General features: G+C 69.3%; 17 protein-coding genes. 8 read left to right on the forward strand and 9 right to left on the reverse strand.

The features are described 5' to 3' along the window. Positions 1–116 precede the first annotated feature (116 nt). Entirely contained in the window at positions 117–878 is a 762-nt protein-coding gene (locus tag AAFN86_RS25400) for an aldolase/citrate lyase family protein (protein ID WP_347546405.1), read from the forward strand. Between the two features lie 181 nt (positions 879–1059). Here the strand turns inward: AAFN86_RS25400 and AAFN86_RS25405 are convergent, their stop codons facing one another. After that, a complete protein-coding gene (locus AAFN86_RS25405; protein WP_347546406.1) occupies positions 1060–2571 on the reverse strand; it encodes an acyl--CoA ligase in 1512 nt (503 codons plus the stop codon). A 154-nt stretch (positions 2572–2725) separates the two neighbouring features. Between AAFN86_RS25405 and AAFN86_RS25410 the strand changes: the two genes are divergently transcribed. Next, positions 2726–4237, forward strand: coding sequence for a caspase family protein (locus AAFN86_RS25410; RefSeq protein WP_347546407.1), 1512 nt, complete (start codon positions 2726–2728; stop codon positions 4235–4237). 156 nt (positions 4238–4393) lie between these two features. Here AAFN86_RS25410 and AAFN86_RS25415 read toward each other — a convergent pair whose 3' ends face one another. The 6 genes from AAFN86_RS25415 to AAFN86_RS25440 form a co-directional block, all read right to left on the reverse strand. Further along, positions 4394–4942, reverse strand: coding sequence for a gamma carbonic anhydrase family protein (locus AAFN86_RS25415; protein ID WP_347546408.1), 549 nt, complete (start codon positions 4940–4942; stop codon positions 4394–4396). Between the two features lie 114 nt (positions 4943–5056). Then, a complete protein-coding gene (gene argC / locus AAFN86_RS25420; RefSeq protein WP_347546409.1) occupies positions 5057–6022 on the reverse strand; it encodes an N-acetyl-gamma-glutamyl-phosphate reductase in 966 nt (321 codons plus the stop codon). Positions 6023–6162: 140 nt separating this feature from the next. After that, a complete protein-coding gene (gene rpsI, locus AAFN86_RS25425) occupies positions 6163–6648 on the reverse strand; it encodes a 30S ribosomal protein S9 (protein ID WP_347546411.1) in 486 nt (161 codons plus the stop codon). Between the two features lie 4 nt (positions 6649–6652). Further along, complete coding sequence (gene rplM, locus AAFN86_RS25430; RefSeq protein ID WP_347546412.1) at positions 6653–7138, reverse strand: 50S ribosomal protein L13; 486 nt, start codon at positions 7136–7138, stop codon at positions 6653–6655. 93 nt (positions 7139–7231) lie between these two features. Continuing rightward, positions 7232–7828 (reverse strand): TetR family transcriptional regulator, encoded by a 597-nt coding sequence (locus AAFN86_RS25435; RefSeq protein ID WP_347546413.1) that lies wholly within the window; start codon positions 7826–7828, stop codon positions 7232–7234. Between the two features lie 18 nt (positions 7829–7846). Then, entirely contained in the window at positions 7847–8326 is a 480-nt protein-coding gene (locus tag AAFN86_RS25440; protein ID WP_347546414.1) for an HXXEE domain-containing protein, read from the reverse strand. Between the two features lie 285 nt (positions 8327–8611). On the opposite strand from AAFN86_RS25440, the gene AAFN86_RS25445 reads away from it, so the two are divergent. The 6 genes from AAFN86_RS25445 (at position 8612) to AAFN86_RS25470 (ending at position 14058) form a co-directional block, all read left to right on the forward strand. After that, the gene (locus AAFN86_RS25445; protein WP_347546415.1) at positions 8612–9004 is read left to right on the forward strand and encodes a VOC family protein; all 393 of its coding nucleotides are present in this window, start codon (positions 8612–8614) and stop codon (positions 9002–9004) included. A 36-nt stretch (positions 9005–9040) separates the two neighbouring features. Next, positions 9041–10738: a dihydroxy-acid dehydratase gene (locus AAFN86_RS25450; protein ID WP_347546416.1), complete on the forward strand. Its 1698-nt coding sequence runs from the start codon at positions 9041–9043 to the stop codon at positions 10736–10738. Beyond that, a complete protein-coding gene (locus AAFN86_RS25455; RefSeq protein WP_347546417.1) occupies positions 10735–11592 on the forward strand; it encodes an NAD(P)H-binding protein in 858 nt (285 codons plus the stop codon). Before AAFN86_RS25450 ends, AAFN86_RS25455 begins: the two co-directional genes overlap by 4 nt. A gap of 20 nt (positions 11593–11612) precedes the next feature. Beyond that, on the forward strand, positions 11613–12794 hold the full coding sequence (locus tag AAFN86_RS25460) for a M20 aminoacylase family protein (RefSeq protein ID WP_347546419.1): 1182 nt from the start codon (positions 11613–11615) through the stop codon (positions 12792–12794). Between the two features lie 125 nt (positions 12795–12919). Continuing rightward, positions 12920–13405: a hypothetical protein gene (locus tag AAFN86_RS25465; RefSeq protein WP_347546420.1), complete on the forward strand. Its 486-nt coding sequence runs from the start codon at positions 12920–12922 to the stop codon at positions 13403–13405. 152 nt (positions 13406–13557) lie between these two features. After that, positions 13558–14058 carry a cupin domain-containing protein gene (locus AAFN86_RS25470; protein WP_347546421.1) on the forward strand — a complete coding sequence of 167 codons (501 nt, stop codon included), beginning with the start codon at positions 13558–13560 and terminating at the stop codon, positions 14056–14058. 46 nt (positions 14059–14104) lie between these two features. On the opposite strand, the gene AAFN86_RS25475 is transcribed toward AAFN86_RS25470, so the two are convergent. Then, positions 14105–15298 carry an enolase C-terminal domain-like protein gene (locus tag AAFN86_RS25475; protein ID WP_347546422.1) on the reverse strand — a complete coding sequence of 398 codons (1194 nt, stop codon included), beginning with the start codon at positions 15296–15298 and terminating at the stop codon, positions 14105–14107. Further along, a complete protein-coding gene (locus tag AAFN86_RS25480) occupies positions 15295–16269 on the reverse strand; it encodes a tripartite tricarboxylate transporter substrate binding protein (RefSeq protein ID WP_347546423.1) in 975 nt (324 codons plus the stop codon). The genes AAFN86_RS25475 and AAFN86_RS25480 overlap by 4 nt, the downstream gene beginning before the upstream one ends. Positions 16270–16294: the final 25 nt, after the last annotated feature.

The following is a 16294-nucleotide window of genomic DNA, read 5'->3' on the forward strand; positions in this document are numbered from 1 at the left end:
GCCTATGCGACGAACAGCCTGCGAGATCCGGCATCCGGAACGGGCGGCGGCCAGCGCTTGGCGACCGCTGATCCGCGCGCCACCATCGCGCCAACCGACAGGAAACGGAACCCGCCATGACCGCCATCATCCCCCTCAAGGCGCGCCTGCGCGCCGGCGACATGCTGCACGGCTTCTTTCTCGGCGTGCCGGCGCCGGCCACCGTCGAGATGGCCGGCTGGACCGGCTTCGACTTCGTGATCCTCGACGGCGAGCACGGCCCCGCCGGGCTCGAGACCATGGAGCACATGCTGCGCGCCGCCGATGCGTCCGGCCTGTCTGCGCTGATGCGGGTACCGAGCGGTTCGGCCGCCGACATCCTCCATGCGCTCGACATCGGCGCCGCCGGCATCATGGTCCCGCATGTCACCAGCGCCGCGATCGCGCGGCAGGTGGTGGAGCGCGCGTATTACCCGCCGGTGGGCCGGCGCGGCATCGGCACGCTGTCGCGCGCGGCGCGGCATGGCGCGCTGGATCGCATGGAGTACCTGAAGGGTGCCGCCGAACGCACGCTGGTGACCGTGATGATCGAGGATGCCGAAGCCCTGCCCCATGTGCGGGACATCGCGCAGGTAGACGGCGTCGACGTGCTGTTCGTCGGTCCCAGCGACCTTGCCGCGTCGCTCGGCCATCCGGGCGAAAGCACCCATCCGGAGGTCGTCGCGGCGCTGGAACGGATCCTGCGCGATGCCGGTGACGTGCCGGTCGCGACCACCGCTGGATCGGCGGCTGAAGCGCGGCGGCTGGCCGGGCTCGGCGTGCGGATGGCCTGCTTCTCGACCACCAGCATCATGGTGACGGCGCTGCGGCAGCTGCGCCGCGACCTCGATCAGGGCTGATCCCGGCGCGGCCCGCCATGCGCCGCCTGCATTCCGCCCCCCGAGAGCCGGTGCGCATGTCCCAGCACCTGGCGTTCACGCCATGCAACGGCGTGGTGGCGCTCCGCGCGCGGTCGCGGCGCGCGCCCGTGGACCTGGGCGCGGTGCCCGCCCGTGCACGTCCCGCCAGCGCCGCCTGGCGTCACGCCGTCAGTCCCAACTTCTCCGCGAGCCCGATACGCATCAGCTTGCCGGTCGCCCCCTTCGGGATCTCGTCGAGGAACACCACCTTCCGCGGCACCTTGAAATCCGCGAGGTGCAAGGCGGCGAATTCGCGCAACTCGCGCTCGCCGCAGGCCATGCCGTCGCGCAGCACCACCGCGGCACCGACCTCCTCGCCCAGTTTCGCGTGCGGGATGGCGAAGCACAGCGCCTGCGCCACCGCGGGGTGGCCGGACAGCACGCCATCGACTTCCAGCGGGCTGACCTTCTCGCCGCCGCGATTGATCAGTTCCTTCAGACGCCCGGTCAGGGTCAGAAAGCCATCCGCATCGAAGGCGCCCTGGTCGCCGGTGCGGAACCAGCCATTCGTATAGGCCTTAGCATTGGCTTCCGGGTTCGCCTCGTAGCCGGCGGTCACGTTCGGGCCGCGGATCACCACTTCGCCGATCTCGCCGGCCGGCAGCAACGCGCCGTCATCGTCCATCACCGCGACCTCGGGGCCGGCGGGCAGGCCGACCGAACCCGGCTTGCGTGGCCCGGCGAGCGGGTTCGAGCACATCTGGTGCGATGCCTCGGTCATGCCGTAGCCCTCCACCACCGGGGCGGCGAACACCTGTTCGAGGTGCTGCATCACCGGCCCCGGCAGCGATGCCGAGGATGACCGCAGGAAGCGCAGCCGGGCGCGGGCGATGATGTCGGCATTGCGCTCGGCGCGGCCGAGGATCGCCTGGTGCATCGTCGGCACCGCGGTGAACCAGGATGGCCTTTCCTCATCCAGCCAGCGGAAGAAACGCAGCGCGTCGAATCCCTGGGTGCAGACCACCGCCGCCCCTGCACCCACCGACGCCAGCACGGCGGCCATCAGCCCATGGATATGGAACAGCGGCATGATGTTCAGGCAGGCATCGTCGGGCCCCAGTTCCAGCGTGCGCGCGATGTTGCCGGCGGAGGCACAGATGTTGGCCTGGGTCAGCGGCACGATCTTGGGCCGTGCCGTGGTGCCGGAGGTGTGCAGCACCAGCGCCTCATCCCCCGGTCGAGCCATGCCTGGCTGCGCGGCCCGGCCGGGCGCGCCGCCGTCCAGGGTGAAGTCGCCCGCTGCTTCGCCGGGGATCAGGTCGAGTACCGGGATGGACAGCCGGGCGGCGACTTCCCGCGCATCCGTGGCCATGCCTTGCAACACGACCAGCGCCTTTGCGCGCAGGTCGGTGAGGTAGAAGGTGAATTCCTCCGCCCGGTAGGACGGGTTGAGCGGCGCCGTGGTGGCGCCGGACCCGATGGCGAGGAAGGCGGCGGCCATCTCCGGCCCGTTCGGCAACACGATGGCGACGCGGTCGCCGCGCCCGATGCCGAGCCCGTTCAATGTCGCGACGGTACGGTCGCACAGCGCGCGCAGCGCGCCGAAGGTCAGGGATGGTCTTTCATTGGTGCCGCGCAGGGCCGCGGCGCCAGCGGCGCCCCCGGCGATCAGTCGGGCGATGGTATCGGTCATGCGCGCGTTCCCTTCCGCAGCCTGGGCAGACTACGCAGGGCGTGCGGCGCGCGTCAGCCCCCCCATCCGCGCTGGTCCATGGCAGGCTGCACTTTCCTTCACCGCCCCCACCGTGGCATTCTGCTGACGTCGCGAGCGTCCGGAACCCCCGCCGATGCGTCGCCTGATCCTGGGTCTCGTGCTGCTTGTACTGTATCTGCCCGAGGCATCGGCGCAGCGCGTGGCGCTCGTGGTCGGCGCCTCGGCCTATCGGGCCGTGCCGGCGCTGACCAACACGTTGAATGATTCGCAGGATCTCGCCGCGGCGCTGCGCCGCCTGGGCTTCCAGACCGACCTGGTGCAGGACCCTGATCGCGCGCAGTTGGAACAGGCGGTCCGGCGGCTCGGCCAGGCGGCGCGCGGGGCGGAGGCGGCTCTATTCTTCTTCGCCGGCCATGCCCTGGAGGCAGGCGGGCGCAACTGGCTGTTGCCGGTGAGCGCCGACATCAGCAGCGAACGCGACCTGCGCTTCGAAGCGCTGGACATGGACATCCTGACCGAGCAGCTCGATGGCGTGGCGCGGCTGACGCTTCTGATGCTGGATGCGTGCCGCGACAATCCGTTCCGGCTGCGCCTCGCCGCCGGGACGCGCAGCGCCACCGCGGGCGCGGGGCTCGGCCAGATCCATGCGGCGGTGGGCACGCTGGTCGCCTTCTCGACCGCGCCGGGGACGGTGGCGGCCGATGGCGCCGGGCGCAACAGCCCGTTCACCGCCGCGCTGCTGCGGCGGATCGAGACGCCGGGGCTTGAATTGCGCCAGATGCTGGCCGAGGTGCGGCGCGACGTCCGGGAAGCAACCGGCGGCCGCCAGGTGCCGTGGGAACATTCTGCGCTGGAGGGCGCCTTCTATTTTGCCGGCGCACCGGCCGCCGCGCCCGCAAGCATCGAATCGCTGTTCTGGGAGAGCGTGCGCAACAGTGCCGACCGCAGGGAACTCGAAGCCTATCTGGCGCGCTATCCGCAGGGTGCATTCGTGGAACTGGCGCGGAACCGGCTGCGCTCGCTCGGCGCCACGGCCGCGCCCGTTGCCGCGTCGCCGGGCGCGGCGCTGACAGAGGACAGCCTCGTCGCCGCCCTCGCTGCGCAATTGCCGATCGAGGAGGCCCGACGGGTCGCCGCCGCCTACCTGTCCGAACGCGGCCCGTCCAAAGCCGTGGCAGTCAACCCGCTGCGCCGGCGCAGCCTGCGCGTCTCCGGCCAGCCGGAAGGCAGCGAGACGGGCGAAATGACGCTGGAACGCTGCCAGGTCTTCTACGCGTCACCCTGTCTGCTGGTTGCCGTGGATGACCGGCTGACGCCGGGGCGACGGGCGGAATCGATGCCGCGCGTAACCTATGCCGGCGCCTTCGACCCGGCGCAGGTGCCGGGGCAGCCGGCGACCCGGCGGACGGCGGACTCCGACCTTGCGCGCTATGCCGCCGGACGGGACCACAAGGCGATGGCGATCCATGGCACCGGCCGGCTCTATTGGCGAACAGGCGCCGCCACCCCCGAGGAGGCGCAGGACGCCGCCCTGCGCGCCTGCACCGAGGCAAGCGAGCGCGCCAACCGCGAAGGCGGCTGCCTGATCTATGCCATCGGCAACCGCGTGGTGCTGGCCGAGCGGCGGCGCAGCATCGCGCGGTAGGCCATGCAAAGGGTCGAATGCCGCGACGATTGGTCTTCGCCTGCGAAACCCTCGGACGCGTCGTGCCGAAGGCCCGGCCGTTTCGATTCGCCTGACCTTCCTCCGGGCCGCCGCAATGGCGGCTTCGGCGCCAGCCAGGACCCCGTGCCGCTGGTCCTAGGTGCCCAGCGACCGGCGATGCCGCCCGGCCAATTCCACATAGTGGGGCGCGGTGGTGTCGAAGCGGGCGCGTTGTTCGTCCGTCATGACCTTCACGAGCTTGGCGGGGTTTCCCATCCACATTTCGTTGCGCCCGATCCGCTTGCCGGGCGGCAGCACGGAACCGGCGGCGAGCATGCCGCCTTCCTCGATCACCGCATCGTCCAGCACGGTTGCGCCCATGCCGACGAAGGCGCGGTTTGCCAGCGTGCAGGCGTGGATGATGGCGGCGTGGCCGACGGTCACGTCATCGCCGATAGTGGTGCATTGGCGCCCGGCATTCACATGCACGATGGTGCCGTCCTGGATGTTGGTGCCGGTGCCGATGGTGATGGTGTTGGTGTCGCCGCGCAGGACGCAGTGATACCAGATGTTGGACCGCGCACCGATCGTTACCTGGCCGATCACGGCCGCGGTCGGCGCCACGAACGCGTCGGGATGGACGTCCGGCCGGTGTCCTTCGAAGACATAGATCGGCGGTGCGGTCAGGGGCGGGTTGCTGTCCATGGCGGGTTCCTCCGGCGTGTGGCCTCCAGGATGAACCGACCGGCCGGACAGCGGAAGCCCGCCCGCGGCGTTCCCTGGCCGGAAACCCCGGCGCAGGGTCGTCCCGGCGCGATGCTATTCGGCCGCGTGCGGCCGGGCCACCGGCAAATCGGCATTCACGGGAATGCCGAGCATCAGGCCAAGATTCTGCACCGCGGCCCCCGACGCGCCCTTGCCGAGATTGTCGAAGCGCGCGACCAGCACCGCCTGGCCGAGTGCGGCATCGCCATAGACGCGGATTTCGAGCGCATTGGTGCCGTTCAGCGCCTGCGGCTCGATCTTGCCGCCGGCCTCGGCCTGGACGACGCGGACGTATTCGCTGCCGGCGTAGCGGGCGACGAGCAGCGCCTCGATTTCCGCCGGGCTGACCTTGTGCAGCAGCGTGTCGAGATGCAGCGGGATCGCATCCAGCATGCCCTGCGCGTAGTCGGCCACGGCCGGGACGAAGATCGGCCGGCGCGTCAGCAGCGAATATTTCTGCAGTTCCGGCACGTGCTTGTGGTGCATGCCAAGGCCGTACATCTCGAAATCCGGCGCGGTGCGGGCTTCATAGGCGTTGACCATCGACTTGCCGCCGCCGGTGTAGCCGGACACGGCATTGACGGTGACCGGATGGTCCGCGGCCATGATCCCGGCCTCGACCAGCGGGCGGAGCATCAGGATCGCCCCGGTCGGGTAGCAGCCGGGGTTGGACACGTTCTGCGCCGCGGCGATGAGGGCGGGCTGGTCGGGCGTCAGCTCCGCCAGGCCGTAGGCCCAAGCCGGATCGACGCGGTGGGCGGTCGAGGCATCAAGCAGCTTCGGCGCCTTCCCACCCAGGGAGGCGGCCAGGGCCGCACTTTCCTTTGCCGCATCATCCGGCAGGCAGAGGATGACGAGGTCCACCTCCTCCATCATCTCACGGCGCGCCCCGGCATCCTTTCGGCGGTCGGGTGCGATCGAACGCAGGGCGACATGCGGGTTCGCCGCCAGCCGCTCGCGGATCTGCAGGCCGGTCGTGCCGGCTTCGCCGTCGATGAACACCGAGGGGGTCTTGGCCATGGATATGGACCTCCGTTGCGTGGGTAGTTTGCCGCGAAATGCGGCCTGGAATGCAATAGGGGCGGATCCTCGCGGATCCACCCCCATTTGCATGACAGTCCTGTGTCGAAGGGCCGGCGCTGCGCGCCGATCCGCCGGCGTCAGCGCTTGCTGAACTGGAAGGAACGTCGCGCCTTCGCCTTGCCGTACTTCTTGCGCTCCACGACGCGGGGGTCGCGGGTCAGGAAGCCGGCCTTCTTCAGGATGGCGCGCAGCTCCGGCTCGAAGTTGGTCAGAGCGCGGGAGATGCCGTGGCGTACCGCGCCGGCCTGGCCCGACAGACCGCCGCCGACGACCGTGCAGTTCACGTCGAACTGCTGATAGCGGTCGGCCACCAGGAAGGGCTGGGTGATCAGCATGCGCAGCACGGGACGGGCGAAATACCGCGCCGCCGGCTTGTCGTTGATCAGGATCTGGCCCTTGCCGGGCTTCACCCACACGCGGGCCACGGCGTCCTTGCGGCGGCCGGTGGCATAGGCACGGCCCTGCGCGTCGCGCTTGGGTTCACGCTTGATCGCGGCCTCAGGTGCCGCCGGGGTGCCGGCGACCATGTCCTTGAGGTCCGCGAGGGTACGGGTCTCGCTCATGACCTCAGGCCACCTTCTTCACGAGGACGGAATTCTTGCGGTTCAGCGCCGCGATGTCGATCTTGGTCGGCTGCTGGCCGGCATGCGGGTGCTCGGCACCGGCATAGACATGCAGGCTGCGCATCTGCTCACGGCCAAGCGGGCCGCGCGTGATCATGCGCTCGACCGCCTTTTCGATGACGCGCTCGGGGTACTTGCTCTCAAGCCGTTCGCGCACGGTGCGCTGCTTGATGCCGCCGGCGTAGCCCGTGTGCCAGTAGAAGATCTTCTGCTCGGCCTTCGCGCCGGTCACGCGGATCTTCTCCGCATTGATGATGACGACGTGGTCGCCGCAATCGACATGCGGGGTGAACTGGGGCTTGTTCTTGCCGCGGAGGTGATTGGCCACGAGCGTCGCGAGACGGCCGAGCACCAGCCCGTCCGCATCGATGAGCAGCCAGGCCTTCTTCACGTCCGCCGGCTTCTGCGAAATGGTCTGTCGCGTGAGCATCGGTTTTCCAGGGATCCAACGAATGAAGTGGCGCGGCTTATCGCGGCGATGAGCGCGGAAGTCAAGCGGAAGCAGCGGTTTGACGATGCGGTATCATGATACCGCAATCTGACGCCGCCTCCCCCGGCCTCGCCCGGCGGGGCCCTGCCCCTTGGTGCCGAACAGGGCGAATAGGACATCGAGTGCCGCCTTCGAGCGGGATTGCCCCTCGGCGCGGCCGGTCGCGAGATGGGTGATCGACAGGCCAATGAACAGGGCATGGATGATGTCCGCATGAGCCTGGCTGGCCGGCAGGCCGAGCCTGGCGAGGAGGGCCGTCACCTCGCCGACGGCACCATCGGCGAGCGCATTGAACAGCATGCGGACCTGCGGCTCACGTTCGGCCGCCTCACACAGGGCCAGGAGGATTCGCGTGTTCTCATGCCGGGCGGTTCCGGCCGAGATGACCTCCGCCGCCTGGTCCACCGTGGCGATGCGGTCCGCCATGGCTTTGGCATTGGCAGCCTGGATCTCGACTGCCGCGCGCGCCACCGCGACCAGGAGATCCGTGCGGGTCGGGTAGTAATAGGTCAGGTGGCTCTGGCGCAGGCCGGTCCGCGCCGCGATGCGCGGCTGGGTGAATCCCGGCAGGCCTTCCTCGCGAAGGATGGCAAGGCCCGCATCGATGATCAGCTTCCGACGATCTTCCACGATCCGTTGCTTGCCAGGTCAGGCAGGGATGTCCTGCCGGAAATACGGCCAGGACTTCACCTTGAGCATCACGATGGGAAAGGCCAGCGTCAGGGCACCGATCGCCAGGCCGAGGCCGATCTCGGCAATGCTCGCCAGACCGGAAACCCAGGCGGTCCAGAAGGTCGTGAGGCTGAGCGGCAGGAACAGGAAGACGGCGGTGAACAGCCCTGGCGAGAAGCGCCCCCTGGTGCGGAGGAACGGCGTGACATGCATCAGCACGGCATTGATGAATTGGAGCCCCGCATAGCCCAGCACGGCCAGGGGCAGCGTCGGCGCCAGCATGGCCTGGGCGATGCCGAGCGCCACCACCACGCCATTGGTGACGTAGAAATCGTTCCACTCCACGGGAAGCCCGAGGACATTATGAGCCCAGTTGCGCCAGTCGAGCGCGTATTCCTCGAGGATATGCATGGCGTAAGCGGCCATGCACAGCCAGGCGAGGGTTGTCAGGGACATGATCTGTCTCCGCGATCGCCATCAATTCGGCATAGGTAGGTTTACCAACCTCATCGACCGGAGGTCAACCCGACGCTGGTGCATGAAGCTGCCCAATGTCTTGCCGTCCCTGGTACGCTGCGCCGACGCTTCGATCCCGCAATATGCGGGCTGTCGTGGCGCGGCTCGAGGGTGCAGGCCCGGCCGCAGCTGGCTGGGGCCGGAGCCTGCATGCGCCGTTCGCAACGGCACCCTGGTCCAAGGCGTTCCGGCGGGACGCCGCCACTGCGAAGGAGACAACGCCGGATGTTCAGCCACGTCACGCTCGGCACCAACGACATCGCCCGCGCCATCGCCTTCTATGACGCGCTGCTGGCGGACCTCGGGCTGCAGCGGATCGAGTACAGCGAAGAGCATGGTTTCGCCGGCTGGGCGGCCGCGTCCGAGACCACGCCGCAATTCTTCCTCACCCGTCCCTTCGACCGCCGGGCCGCGACGGTCGGCAACGGCGTGACCATCGCCTTCGAGGCGAAGGACCGCGCCAGCGTGGACCGCTTCCATGCCACCGCCCTGGCGCAGGGTGGCACCGATGAGGGCGCGCCGGGCCTGCGCCCTCACTACCATGCCGACTATTACGGTGCTTATCTGCGCGATCCTGACGGCAACAAGCTCTGCTGCGTCTGCCACCGCCCGGAATGAGGCGGGGGCGCCGCCGCCGAGGCGGAGAGGACACGCATGACCGACAAGCCCCATGGCCTTGGCCGCAACGCTTCGAACTACGGCGACCCGGCCTTCGCGCTGTATCTGCGCCGGTCCTTCGCCAAGTCCATGGGCTATTCGCAGGCGATGCTCGACAAGCCGGTGGTCGGCATCGCCGATACCGCGTCCGACTACAACAACTGCCACCGCACCATCCCCGAGTTGATCGAGGCGGTGAAGCGCGGCGTGCTCGCCGCCGGCGGCCTGCCGCTGTCCTTCCCGACGATCAGCATCTGCGAGCCGTCGCTGTCGCCGTGCTCGATGCACTACCGTAACCTGATGGCGCTCGACACCGAGACGATGCTGGCGAACCAGCCGATGGATGCCGCCGTGCTGGTGGGCGGATGCGACAAGACGGTGCCGGCGCAGCTGATGGGCGCGATCAGCTCCGGCACGCCCTCGGTCATGCTGGTCGTCGGCCCAATGCTGGCGCAGTCCTTCGAGGGCGAGCGCCTGTCCGCCTGCACCGATTGCCGCCGCTACTGGGCACGCTATCGCGCGGGCGAGGTGACCGACGAGAAGATCGCCACGCTGGAAGGCAAGCTCGCCACCACGGCGGGCACCTGCGGCGTGATGGGCACGGCCTCCACCATGGCCTGCATCGCCTCGACGCTCGGCTTCATGCCGCTGGATGCGGCGTCCGCGCCGGCCGTCCATGCCGACCGGCTGCGCATCGCCGAGGAAGCGGGCGCGCAGGCGGTGCGGCTGATCCGCAATCCCGTCTCACCCCTGTCGCTGATGACGCAGGGCAATCTCGACAATGCGGTGCGGGTGCTGCTGTCGCTCGGTGGGTCCACCAACGCCATCGTCCACCTCGCGGCCATTGCCGGCCGCGCCGGGCTGGAACTGGACCTGAAGCGGCTCGATGCGCTGTCGGAGGAAACACCCGTGCTGGTGGACCTCAAGCCGACCGGCCAGGGCTACATGGAAGACTTCCACAGCGCCGGCGGCATGCGCGCGCTGCTGTGGGAACTGCGCGACCTGCTCGACCTGACCGCCAAGGATCTCGACGGCCGCACGCTGGAGGAACGCATCGGCGACGGGACGCATTTCGTCGATCGCCGTATCATCCATGCGCGGGCCGAGCCGGTCTCCCCGGTCGGCGGGCTGGTCGCGCTGTTCGGGTCGCTCGCGCCGGATGGCGCGATCCTGAAGCGCAGCGCGGCGACGCCCTCCCTTTTCGAGACCGAGGCGCGCTGCTTGGTGTTCGACGGCCTCGCCGACCTGTCCAACCGCATCGACGACCCGGATCTCGACGTCACTGCGCAGGACATCCTGGTGCTGAAGAATGCCGGGCCGCGTTCGCCGGCCGGCATGCCGGAAGCGGGCTACCTACCCATCCCGAAGAAACTCGCGCGCCAGGGCGTGAAGGACATGGTGCGGATGAGCGATTGCCGCATGTCCGGCACCGCCTTCGGCACCATCGTGCTGCATATCGCGCCGGAAGCATCCGTGGGCGGTCCACTGCAGTTCGTGGAAACCGGCGACCGCGTCCGGCTGTCCGTGAAGAACCGCTCGCTGGACCTGCTGGTGGACGAAGCCGTGCTGGCGAAGCGTCGCGCCGCCTGGGCGCCAGCTCCGGCACCGAAGCGCGGCTGGGACCGGCTTGTGCATGAACAGGTGACGCAGGCGCCGCTCGGCGCCGACCTCGCCTTCCTGCGCGCGGCACCTTGATCGCACTGGTCGGCGCAACGGGGCGCTCGGGCGCGGCACTCGCCCGCGCCCTGGCGGAGGCCGGCATTGCCTTCATCCCGGTGACGCGCAGCGCGGCGAAATGGGCCGCGCTGGGATTGCCGGGCGAAGCGCGCCTTGCCGACCTGCGGGACGCGGCGGCGCTGAAGCGCGCCCTGGCCGGGGCGGATCGCGTCGTCAGCACCGTGCATGCGCGCTGGGCGCCGGCGCTGCTTGCCGCCGCCGAACCCGGCGCGTCCTTCGTGCTGATGGGATCGACGCGGCGCTTCTCGCAATGGCCCGATGCACATGGCGACGGCGTGCGGGCGGGAGAGGCCGCGTTCCGCGCCTCCGGCCGCAGCGGCGTGATGCTGCACCCGACGATGATCTATGGCGCGCAGGGGGAGGACAACGTCCGCCGCCTCGCGGCGCTGATCGCGAAGCTGCCGGTGGCACCCCTGCCCGGCGGCGGGCGCGCCCTAGTGCAGCCGATCCACCAGGATGACGTGACGCGCTGCCTGATCGCGGCGGCAAGGCGGGATTGGGCGGGGGCCGAGACGATCGTCATCGCCGGGCCGACGCCCCTGCCCTATCGCGATTTCCTGCGCGCGGTGGCCGGCGCCGCCGGGCTGCGCACGCCGCCGATCCTGCCCATCCCGGCCCTGCCGCTGCGGCTGCTCGCGCCGCTGACGCGCATCATTCCAGGGCTGCCCAGCGTCGGCGCCCAGGAGATCCGCCGCCTGACCGAGGACAAGGCGTTCGACATCACCCCGATGCGGAGCATCCTCGGTGTCGATCCCATGCCGCTGGATCAGGGGCTTGCCCTCACCTTCGCCGCGCCGCACATCTCCGCCTGACCGATCCCGGAGCCGACCTAATGCCTGTCAACAACCGCATCGCCGATTTCCATGCCGAGATGACCGCCTGGCGGCGCGACCTGCATGAACATCCCGAACTCGCCTTCGAGGAGGTGCGCACCTCCGGCATCGTTGCCGAGAAGCTGCGTGAATTCGGCTGCGACGAGGTGGTGACCGGCATCGCCAAGACCGGCGTGGTGGGCGTCATCCGCGGCCGCAATGCCGATAACGGCCGCGCCATCGGCCTGCGCGCCGACATGGATGCGCTGCCGATCCTGGAAGATACCGGCCTGGCCTATGCCTCCAAGACCGCCGGCAAGATGCACGCCTGCGGCCATGACGGGCACACCACCATGTTGCTGGGGGCGGCGAAGTACCTGGCGGAAACCCGCAACTTCGACGGCACCGTCTACGTCATCTTCCAGCCGGCCGAGGAGAATTTCGGCGGCGGCGAGGTGATGGTGAAGGAAGGCCTGTTCGACCGCTTCCCGATGGAGCGTGTCTTCGGCCTGCACAACTGGCCCTCCGAACCCGCCGGCACCTTCCTGTGGCGCGAAGGCCCGGTCATGGCGGCCGTCGCCAACCTGGAAGTGACCATCACCGGCAAGGGCGCGCATGGCGCCATCCCGCAGAACGGCAATGACCCGATCGTGATCGCCGCGGCCATCGTCCAGGCGCTGCAATCGATCGTCAGCCGCAATGTCGAACCGGTCGAAGGCGGCGTCATCACCATCGGCCACATCAATGGCGGCCACACCTACAACGTGATCCCGGAACAGGTGACAATGCTCGGCACCGCGCGCTGGTTTGCGCCCGAGGTCGGCGACCTTCTGGAGAAGCGCTTCCTGGAAACCGTCACCGGCATCGCCGCCGCCTTCGGCGCCAAGGCCGAGGCGAAGTTCATCCGCCTGTACCCGGCGACCGTCAACGAGCCGGTCAGCACCGGCCTCGCCGCCGATGCTGCCCGCGCCGTGCAGGGCGAGAGCCGCGTCGTGCCGATGGCCAAGCCGACCATGGGCGGGGAGGATTTCTCCTTCATGCTCAATGCCAAGGATGGTGCCTATCTAATGCTGGGCGGCGGCCGCAGCCCGACGGATGCGATGGTCCACCACCCGAAATACGACTTCAACGACGACATCCTGCCGATCGGCGCGTCCTGGTGGGCGTCGCTCGCCGAGAGGCTGCTCTCGCGCCAGGGGTGACACCCGGCCTTGCTGAAGGCACCTGGGCTGAAGGCCCAGGTGCCTTCAAGGCGATGCAGCGTTAGGGCCGCGGAAACCAATCACGGGACATGGTCGGGGCGGCACCCACCCTGACCGGAGGCCCCATGGCCCGCCCCCCCGTGATGATCGACGCTTGGCCCTTGCTGCCGCGCCCGCGTGACGCCGGGGAGCGACCGGTCGATGAACCCGTCCAGGCCGCCTTCGTGGCCGCCGCCGGGCTGGCCGGCCTGTTCCTGGCGCTGCGCTGGGCGTTGCCCGGCAGCGCCTTCGCGGCCGAAGTCGCGCAGCTCGTCGCCCTCTGGGGCTGCCTCGGCGGCCTCGCCCTGGTCATCGTGTTGATGTCGCTGCTGGTCGGCGTCGCCATCGTCACGCCAATGATGCCGGTTTCCGGCATGGTGAAGGATGTCGGCCTCGCGGTCTTCGACCATGCGGTACATCTGGCGCTGGTGCTTACCGTCGCCGGCGTGCTCGGCATGATCGTCCTGCACGGCACCATCCCCGGCCCGGCCGTCTGGTTCGCCGGCCAGGTGCTGTTGCTGTGGGGCTGCCACCGGACGCGGCTATGGCTCGTCGGCCGCTCCACCGCCTGACCAACGGGGAAGCCCTTTCCAAGCGGTGACGCCCGGCGGCCAAGCCATCCTCCCTCGGGCACCAGCCGGGGGAGGCATTCGCTATTTCTTCCAAGCACTTGCGGCGCCGTGCGCAATGGCGTTCCCCTGCGCCAAACGCAAGGAGCCTCGCCATGCCGCATGACGGCCACGACCATCCCTCCATCCCCGATGACGGTTGGAAGAACAGCGGCGTCCGCGTCATCCCCGGCAACAACCTGGACACCAATACGGCCCAGACGCCGGGCATGAACCGCGCTGCCGCGATCAACGCCGCACGCGTCGGCGCGCAGAAGATCTGGGCCGGCACCGTCCATATCCACCCCGACGCCAAGACCGGCGCGCACCATCACGGCCATCTGGAAAGCGTCATCTATGTGGTGAAGGGCAAGGCGCGGATGCGCTGGGGCGAGAAGCTGGAATTCGTGGACGAGGCCGGGCCGGGCGACTTCATCTACGTGCCGCCCTATGTGCCGCATCAGGAGATCAACGCCTCGGCGGACGAGACGCTGGAATGCGTCCTGGTCCGCTCCGACAATGAGGCGGTGGCGATCAATATCGACATCGAGCCGGTGGAGAAGCCGGAGACGGTGCTGTGGGTGGACCCGATCCATCGGGCGCCGGGGGCGGCGTGATACCGCCTGCCCCGCCATCAGTGGCGGGGCAGGACGACGCAACCGGCTATGCTGGCCAGGACCGGCGCTGCGTCGTCATGCGCGTGATCTTCTCCCAGTCATAGGTCACGCCGAGCCCCGGCCCGTCCGGCACGGGGAAGCAGCCATCCGCGCCCACGGCACCGATCTCGTCGGCATAGCCGCAGGCGAAAATGTCGGGGATCGGGTTGCGCACCCCCGGAGCGACCAGCGACAGCTCGTAGAAATTGGTGTTGCGGATCGCCGCCATCGCGTGCCGCTGCGCCGGACCCGCGCCATGCAGTTCCAGGTCGAGGCCGAAAGCCTCAGCAAGATGCGCGGTCTTCATCGTGCCTGTGATGCCGCCATCATATTCGGGATCGGCGCGCAGGAAGTCGGTCGCGCCTTCGGTGATCCAGGCCACCTTGGCTTCCAGCGTACGCACATGCTCGGTCAGCAGCAGCGGCACGCGGATCAGCTCGCGCAGACGGCGATGCGCGGTGGGGGCCGTGCCCATGTCCTGGAACGGGTCCTCGTACCAGAAATACCCGGCCTCCTCGCAGGCACGCCCGACATGAAGCGCGTCGGCGAAGCTGCGCAGCGTGCAGGCCGGGTCGATCATCAGCGCCATGCCATCGCCGACCGCGCGCCGGACATGCAGCACATTGGCCGCCTCCTCGCGCGGGTCGCCCTCGCCCCAGCCATGGATCTTGAAGCCGACATAGCCGAGGTCGCGGCACTGCACGGCGAAGTCGCCGAAGGCCTCCTTCGAGGAAAGCACGCCATTGCGATCGGCATGGGTGGTGCTGGCATAGGTTGGCAGCCGGCTTCGGAAGCCACCGAGCATGCGCGCGATCGGCTGCCCGACCGCCTTGCCCGCGAGATCCCACAGGCAGACATCGATCGCCGAAAGCCCGATCGCGCCGAGATGGCGCTGGGACCAGCGCAGCGCGTGCCAGATCCCTTCCCGTGCGAAGGCATCCTGCCCGATCAATCGCGGGGCGAGCGCCGCCACCTGGGAGGCGATGGCCGGGTTCTTGCCGCTGTGCATCGGGCAGTATTCGCCGCGCAGCCCATCCGCCGTGGTGATCACCAGGCAGAAGGCGGAAACCTTCTCCACCCCGCCCGGCTTGCAGCACAGCGCGCCATGCGGGTCGCGGCCGAAGCCATCGACCTGATAGGTGAATTCATGCAGCTCGACGCGGTCGATGCGCGAGGCTGCGTGCGTGCCGGGCCCGGTCATTCCACGCGGATCCCGGCGGCGCGGATCACCTCGCCCCAGCGGGCGAATTCACGGCGCTGGAAGATGGCGAATTCCTCGGGCGACAGGCCCGATGGCACGCCACCGAGTTCGCGGATGCGGGCCGCCACCTCCGGCTTGCGGATCGCCGCCCCGGCGGCGGCACCAAGCCGCGCGACGATGGACGGATCGGTCCCCGCCGCGACGAACAGCCCGTACCAGGTCAGCGCCGTGGCGCCGGGCAGGCCAAGCTCGGCCAGGGTCGGTACATCGGGCAGCAATTCGCTGCGCGTCTCCCCGGTGGTGGCGATCGGCCGCAGCTTGCCGTCGCGCACCATGGGCAGCAGCGCGAGCGGATCGCCGAAGGTGAGGTTCACGCGGTTCTCCAGCAGGTCGGGGAGCAGCTGTGCGAAACCACGGGCGTAGTGGATGGTGTCGAAGCGCACGCCGGCAGCCTGTTCGAACAGCACAGCCGAAAGATGCTGTGAGGAGCCAAGCCCGCCGGTCGCGGCGGTGATGGCGCCGGGCCGGGCCGAGGCGGCGGCGCGAAGCTCCGCCACGGTCGAAACACCCAGCGCCGGATGCACCACGAGCAGTTGCGGCACCGTCGCGATCAGCGTCACCGGCGCGAAATCCGCCACCGCGTCATAGGGGAAGCGCGGATAGATATGCGGGTTGGTCGCATGGGTGCTGAAGGTGCCCGTCAGCATCATGTAGCCATCGTTCGGGGCCTTGGCGACGAGCTCCGCGGCGATGGCGCCATTGGCGCCGGTCCGGTTCTCGGCGACGAACGGCTGGCCCAGGGCATCGCCCAGTTGCTGCGCCATCAGGCGCGACAGGATGTCGGTGGCGGCGCCGGGCGCGAAGGGAATGATCAGCCGGACCGGTCGGGTGGGATAGGCCTGTGCAGCGGCCAGCTGCGGCCGGGCGGCGGCAAGCGCCAACCCCACAGCGACTGCGCGTCGTGTCAGCATGCGCGACTTCCTTCGCCTTGTTCGT

This window comes from Roseomonas sp. CAU 1739, from assembly GCF_039839775.1.
In the GTDB taxonomy this organism is placed as follows: Bacteria; Pseudomonadota; Alphaproteobacteria; order Acetobacterales; family Acetobacteraceae; genus Neoroseomonas.

Excerpts from the sequence above, each read along its gene's own strand:
- AAFN86_RS25400 (WP_347546405.1), top strand. The coding sequence starts at position 117 with ATGACCGCCATCATCCCCCTCAAGGCGCGCCTGCGCGCCGGCGACATG.
- AAFN86_RS25405 (WP_347546406.1), bottom strand. The coding sequence starts at position 2,571 with ATGACCGATACCATCGCCCGACTGATCGCCGGGGGCGCCGCTGGCGCC.
- AAFN86_RS25410 (WP_347546407.1), top strand. The coding sequence starts at position 2,726 with ATGCGTCGCCTGATCCTGGGTCTCGTGCTGCTTGTACTGTATCTGCCC.
- AAFN86_RS25415 (WP_347546408.1), bottom strand. The coding sequence starts at position 4,942 with ATGGACAGCAACCCGCCCCTGACCGCACCGCCGATCTATGTCTTCGAA.
- argC (WP_347546409.1), bottom strand. The coding sequence starts at position 6,022 with ATGGCCAAGACCCCCTCGGTGTTCATCGACGGCGAAGCCGGCACGACC.
- rpsI (WP_347546411.1), bottom strand. The coding sequence starts at position 6,648 with ATGAGCGAGACCCGTACCCTCGCGGACCTCAAGGACATGGTCGCCGGC.
- rplM (WP_347546412.1), bottom strand. The coding sequence starts at position 7,138 with ATGCTCACGCGACAGACCATTTCGCAGAAGCCGGCGGACGTGAAGAAG.
- AAFN86_RS25440 (WP_347546414.1), bottom strand. The coding sequence starts at position 8,326 with ATGTCCCTGACAACCCTCGCCTGGCTGTGCATGGCCGCTTACGCCATG.
- AAFN86_RS25445 (WP_347546415.1), top strand. The coding sequence starts at position 8,612 with ATGTTCAGCCACGTCACGCTCGGCACCAACGACATCGCCCGCGCCATC.
- AAFN86_RS25450 (WP_347546416.1), top strand. The coding sequence starts at position 9,041 with ATGACCGACAAGCCCCATGGCCTTGGCCGCAACGCTTCGAACTACGGC.
- AAFN86_RS25460 (WP_347546419.1), top strand. The coding sequence starts at position 11,613 with ATGCCTGTCAACAACCGCATCGCCGATTTCCATGCCGAGATGACCGCC.
- AAFN86_RS25465 (WP_347546420.1), top strand. The coding sequence starts at position 12,920 with ATGGCCCGCCCCCCCGTGATGATCGACGCTTGGCCCTTGCTGCCGCGC.
- AAFN86_RS25470 (WP_347546421.1), top strand. The coding sequence starts at position 13,558 with ATGCCGCATGACGGCCACGACCATCCCTCCATCCCCGATGACGGTTGG.
- AAFN86_RS25475 (WP_347546422.1), bottom strand. The coding sequence starts at position 15,298 with ATGACCGGGCCCGGCACGCACGCAGCCTCGCGCATCGACCGCGTCGAG.
- AAFN86_RS25480 (WP_347546423.1), bottom strand. The coding sequence starts at position 16,269 with ATGCTGACACGACGCGCAGTCGCTGTGGGGTTGGCGCTTGCCGCCGCC.